The organism is Actinomycetes bacterium (assembly GCA_036510875.1).
In the GTDB taxonomy this organism is placed as follows: Bacteria; Actinomycetota; Actinomycetes; order Prado026; family Prado026; genus DATCDE01.
Window position 1 is genome coordinate 1 of record DATCDE010000227.1, and the last position, 4,831, is coordinate 4,831.

The following is a 4,831-nucleotide window of genomic DNA, read 5'->3' on the forward strand; positions in this document are numbered from 1 at the left end:
GACGGGACTCGACTACCCGCGACTGTCTCGCTCCTCCTCCGCCTCGTCTCTCAGCGGCATCGTCGACTCGACTACCCGCGACGCAACGTCTTCTGGTCCTTGGCGCGCTGCCGCGCGGCCTCGCGACGCTCCTTGCGGGTGCCGCTGGCCGGGGCGGCGTGCTTGCCGCCGTTGCGCTTCACCTCGGCCGAGCCGTCCTCCGCCGGACCGCTGTAGGTCAGCTGGCGGGAGTCCTCGTCGTCGATGCCCTTGGCGCGCAGGGTCGCCGCGGCGTGGCGTCCGCTGGGCTCCTCGTCCTCCTCGGGCGCGCCGAGATCGGCCAGCCCCTGAGGGGTGGCGACCGGGGCGACCGTCGGCGCCGTCTGCGGCACGGCCTCGACCTGGACGTTGAACAGGAAGCCGACCGACTCCTCCTTGACGCCCTCGAGCATGCCGGTGAACATGTCGTAGCCCTCGCGCTGGTACTCGACCAGCGGGTCGCGCTGCGCCATGGCCCGCAGGCCGATGCCCTCCTTGAGGTAGTCCATCTCGTAGAGGTGCTCGCGCCACTTGCGGTCGATGACGTTGAGCAGCACGTTGCGCTCCAGCTGACGCATGGCGCCCTCGCCGGCAAGCGCCTCGATCTCGGCTTCCCTTGCGGCATACGCTTTTTCGGCGTCGGCGACCAACGCGTCGAGCAGCTCTTCGCGGGTCAACTCACCGGGTTCGCCGACAGCGTCGGAGTCGATGAGGTCGTGGTGGTCGATGCCCACCGGGTAGAGCTGCTTGAGCGCGGTCCACAGCTGCTCGAGGTCCCAGTCCTCGGAGTAGCCCTCGGCGGTGGCACCGTTGACATAGGCGGTGACGACGTCGACCAGCATGTCGTGGGCCTGCTGCTGCAGGTTCTCCCCCTCGAGAATCCGGCGGCGCTCCTCGTAGATGACCTTGCGCTGCTGGTTCATCACCTCGTCGTACTTGAGGACGTTCTTGCGGATCTCGAAGTTCTGCTGCTCGACCTGGGTCTGCGCGCTCTTGATCGCACGGGTGACCATCTTGGCCTCGATGGGCACGTCGTCGGGCAGGTTGAGCCGGGTCAGCAGCGACTCCAGCGTCGCGCCGTTGAACCGCCGCATGAGCTCGTCGCCCAGCGACAGGTAGAACCGCGACTCACCTGGGTCGCCCTGGCGTCCCGAGCGTCCACGCAGCTGGTTGTCGATACGACGTGACTCGTGGCGTTCGGTGCCCAGCACGTAGAGACCGCCGACGGCGATGACGTCCTCGGCCTCCTCGGCCGCCTCAGCCTTGACCTTGGGCAGTTCCTCGTGCCAGGCCACCTCGTACTCGTCGGGGGTCTCGACCGGATCCAGGCCCCGCTCGCGCAGCCGCTGGTCGAGCAGAAAGTCGACATTGCCGCCGAGCACGATGTCGGTACCGCGGCCGGCCATGTTGGTGGCCACCGTGATGGCGCCGCGCCGGCCGGCTTCGGCAATGATGCCGGCCTCCTGCTCGTGGTACTTGGCGTTGAGGACGTTGTGCGGCACGCGCCGCTTCTGGAACTGGCGCGACAGGTACTCCGAGCGCTCGACGCTGGTGGTGCCGATCAGGACCGGCTGGCCCTTCTCGTAGCGCTCGGTGACGTCGTCGACGACGGCGATGTACTTGGCTTCCTCGGTCTTGTAGATGAGGTCGGTCTGGTCCTTGCGGACCATCGGCATGTTGGTCGGGATCTGGACCACGCCGAGCTTGTAGATCTCGTGCAGCTCGGCGGCCTCGGTCTCGGCGGTGCCGGTCATGCCGGCGAGCTTGTCGTAGAGCCGGAAGTAGTTCTGCAGGGTGATCGTGGCCAGGGTCTGGTTCTCGGCCTTGATCTCCACGTTCTCCTTGGCCTCGATGGCCTGGTGCATGCCCTCGTTGTAGCGGCGGCCGATCAGCACGCGGCCGGTGAACTCGTCGACGATCAGAACCTCGCCGTTGCGGACGATGTAGTCCTTGTCGCGCTGGAAAAGCTCCTTGGCCTTCAGGCAGTTGTTGAGGTAGCTGACCAGCGGCGAGTTGGCGGCCTCGTAGAGGTTGTCGATGCCGAGCTGGTCCTCGACGAACTCCACGCCCAGCTCGTGCACGCCGACGGTGCGCTTGCGGATGTCGACCTCGTAATGGGTGTCCTTTTCCATCAGCGGCGAGATGCGGGCGAACTCGCTGTACCAGTGCGAGGCACCGTCGGCCGGACCGGAGATGATCAGCGGGGTGCGGGCCTCGTCGATGAGGATGGAGTCGACCTCGTCGACGATGGCGTAGTTGTGGCCGCGCTGGACCATCTCTTCGACCGAGTGCGCCATGTTGTCGCGCAGGTAGTCGAAGCCGAACTCGTTGTTGGTGCCGTAGGTGATGTCGGCGCCGTAAGCGACGCGCCGCTCGTCGGGCGTCATCTGGGCCAGGATCACGCCCACGTCCAGTCCCAGGAAGCGGTGCACGCGGCCCATCCACTCGCTGTCGCGTTTGGCCAGGTAGTCGTTGACCGTGACAACGTGCACGCCGGTGCCGGCCAGCGAGTTGAGGTATGCGGGCAGCACACAGGTCAGGGTCTTGCCCTCACCGGTCTTCATCTCGGCGACGTTGCCGAAGTGCAGGGCCGCACCACCCATGACCTGGACGTCGAAGTGGCGCTGGGAGAGCACCCGCCAGGCCGCCTCGCGGGCCACGGCGAAGGCCTCGGGCAGCACGTCGTCGAGGTCCTCGCCGCCGGCGACGCGCTTCTTGAACTCGTCGGTCTTGGCCCGCAGCTCGGCGTCGGTGAGCTTCTCTACGTCGTCGGACAAGGTGTTGACATAGTCAGCCACCCCCTTGAGGCGCTTGACCATGCGACCTTCGCCGAGGCGCAGTAACTTCGAAAGCACAATCTTCCCCTGGAATAGACAGAGGAGGCTTCCCCTGTGGATTGGAGGCTTGAGCGCCCTCCATCCTAGGTGACGCGCTCGTTCGCCCCCGTCAGCCTCAGGCGAGCCGGATCAGGCCGTAGTCGTAGGCGTGGCGACGGTAGACGACCGAGGGGCGATCCGTCTCCTTGTCCTGGAACAAGAAGAAGTCGTGCCCCACCAGTTCCATCTCGTAGAGCGCGTCGTCGACCGTCATCGGCTTGGCCGGGTGCTCCTTGGTGCGCACGATGCGGCCGGGCTCGTGGTCCTCGGCGACGGCCTGCTCGCCGGTTGCGGCGTCCTTGTTCGGGGCGAACGCCGCGACGGCGTCCACCGCCGCGGTGGCCTGGTGCAGCGAGACCGGGGTCTTGTCGCCATAGTGGACCTTGCGGCGGTCCTTGCTGCGGCGCAGCCGGTTCTCGAGCTTGTGCACCGCGGCTTCGAAGGCGCCGTAGAAACTGTCGGCGCAGCCCTCGCCGCGGACGACGGGGCCGCGTCCGCGCGCGGTGATCTCGACGTGCTGGCAGTTCTTGCGCTGGCGACGGTTGCGTTCGTGCTCGAGCTCGACGTCGAAGCGGTAGATCGAGCGATCGAACCGCTCGAGGCGAGCGAGCTTCTGGGCGACATAGACGCGATAGTGGTCGGGGACCTCGACGTTGCGACCCGTCACCTGTACCTCGGCGCCTGCGTCGGTCGTAGAGGATTCGTCGGTGTCGGTCAGCTGATCGGCGTTCACGGATTGGGTTGACATGCTTGACAACTCGTTTCTCTTACGGGTTGCACGCACTGGGGCGTGCCCGGCCTGTCATTCGATGACTGCGCCGAGCAGGGAAGGCACGGACTCTCCCCCGCCGGCGCCAGAGGTCGAAGAACTCACCTCCTACCGTTCTCGGTGAAGTGGCGGACCTGTGTGCTAGGTCCCCCCGTGATGTGTTCACGGTGTGTTGGCCCCGACGGTAGTCGGAGTTCACACGGTGGTGCCACCTTTTGACGCACCTGTTTTCAGTTCTTTCGACCTTCGTTACAAGGACCAAAGTCACGCGTGCGCGAGGGCCAGCACAGCCGTCACTTCCGCCCCTGCAGTTCGCAGCGTGCGCACCGATTCGCGGGCCGTCGCGCCGGTGGTGACGATGTCGTCGACGAGCAGAACGGGACCCGCCACCGAGCGGATCAGCCGCACCCGCCCGGCGATGTTGCGCTCGCGCGCGGTGCTGGTCAGGCCGACGGAGTCACGGACCATCGCCCTGGTGCGCAGGGCCGCCACGACGGTGACGGCGGGGTGGGCCCGGGTCGCGACGGTGGCGATCCGGGCGACGGGGTCGCCGCCGCGGCGGCGGGCGGCCGAGGCGCGGGTCGGGGCGGGGACGACCGTGACCGGGGTGTCGAGAATGCCCCAGCCGATCAGGCGGTGGACCCCCATGGCCAGGGCGCGGGCCAGCGGGGCGGTCAGGTCGCGGCGGCCGTGCTCCTTGAGGGCGACGATGGCCTGCCTGCGCGGGCCGGCGTAGCGGCCGAGGGCGAATACCGGCACGCCGGGGTCGACGCGCGGCGTGACCAGGTGGGGTTCGTCGGACTTGACCTCGAGCGCGGCGGCGCAGACGTCACACCACCGGGTCGACGGCGCGCCGCAACCGCCGCATTCCAGCGGCAGCACGAGATCGAGCATGTTGTCAGTGTGCCGCCAGGGTATGACAGCTCAGAGTGCGGCCGAACGCCCCCTCGACGTCGGCTGCCGTGCCGACCCAGACGACCTGAGGGGCAATTACATCGGCACACCGCGTTTCCAACCAGGCTTGACAACGAGGAGCGCGTCTTGTTCTCCCGACTTGGCTCAAGTTGGTGAGCATGTCAGCTGGGATTGTGGCGAGGGCGTAGTTGGGATCGTCGGGTTGTGGGCCGGTGGATTTGCGGGTTGGGTTGTCGGCCTTGATGATCGAGGC

General features: G+C 67.3%; 4 protein-coding genes. All 4 read right to left on the reverse strand.

From position 1 onward, the window contains the following. Positions 1–71: 71 nt before the first annotated feature. A complete protein-coding gene (gene secA / locus VIM19_13285) occupies positions 72–2,873 on the reverse strand; it encodes a preprotein translocase subunit SecA (protein ID HEY5185848.1) in 2,802 nt (933 codons plus the stop codon). Positions 2,874–2,970: 97 nt separating this feature from the next. Next, positions 2,971–3,642 (reverse strand): ribosome-associated translation inhibitor RaiA, encoded by a 672-nt coding sequence (gene raiA / locus VIM19_13290; protein ID HEY5185849.1) that lies wholly within the window; start codon positions 3,640–3,642, stop codon positions 2,971–2,973. Between the two features lie 285 nt (positions 3,643–3,927). Continuing rightward, positions 3,928–4,557: a ComF family protein gene (locus tag VIM19_13295; protein ID HEY5185850.1), complete on the reverse strand. Its 630-nt coding sequence runs from the start codon at positions 4,555–4,557 to the stop codon at positions 3,928–3,930. A 4-nt stretch (positions 4,558–4,561) separates the two neighbouring features. Continuing rightward, positions 4,562–4,831 (reverse strand): hypothetical protein (locus VIM19_13300; protein ID HEY5185851.1); only part of this gene is annotated, 270 nt, incomplete at its 5' end.

Bases quoted from the DNA above. Each gene is read 5' to 3' on its own strand.
- VIM19_13295 (HEY5185850.1), bottom strand. From the start codon at position 4,557: ATGCTCGATCTCGTGCTGCCGCTGGAATGCGGCGGTTGCGGCGCGCCG.
- raiA (HEY5185849.1), bottom strand. From the start codon at position 3,642: ATGTCAACCCAATCCGTGAACGCCGATCAGCTGACCGACACCGACGAA.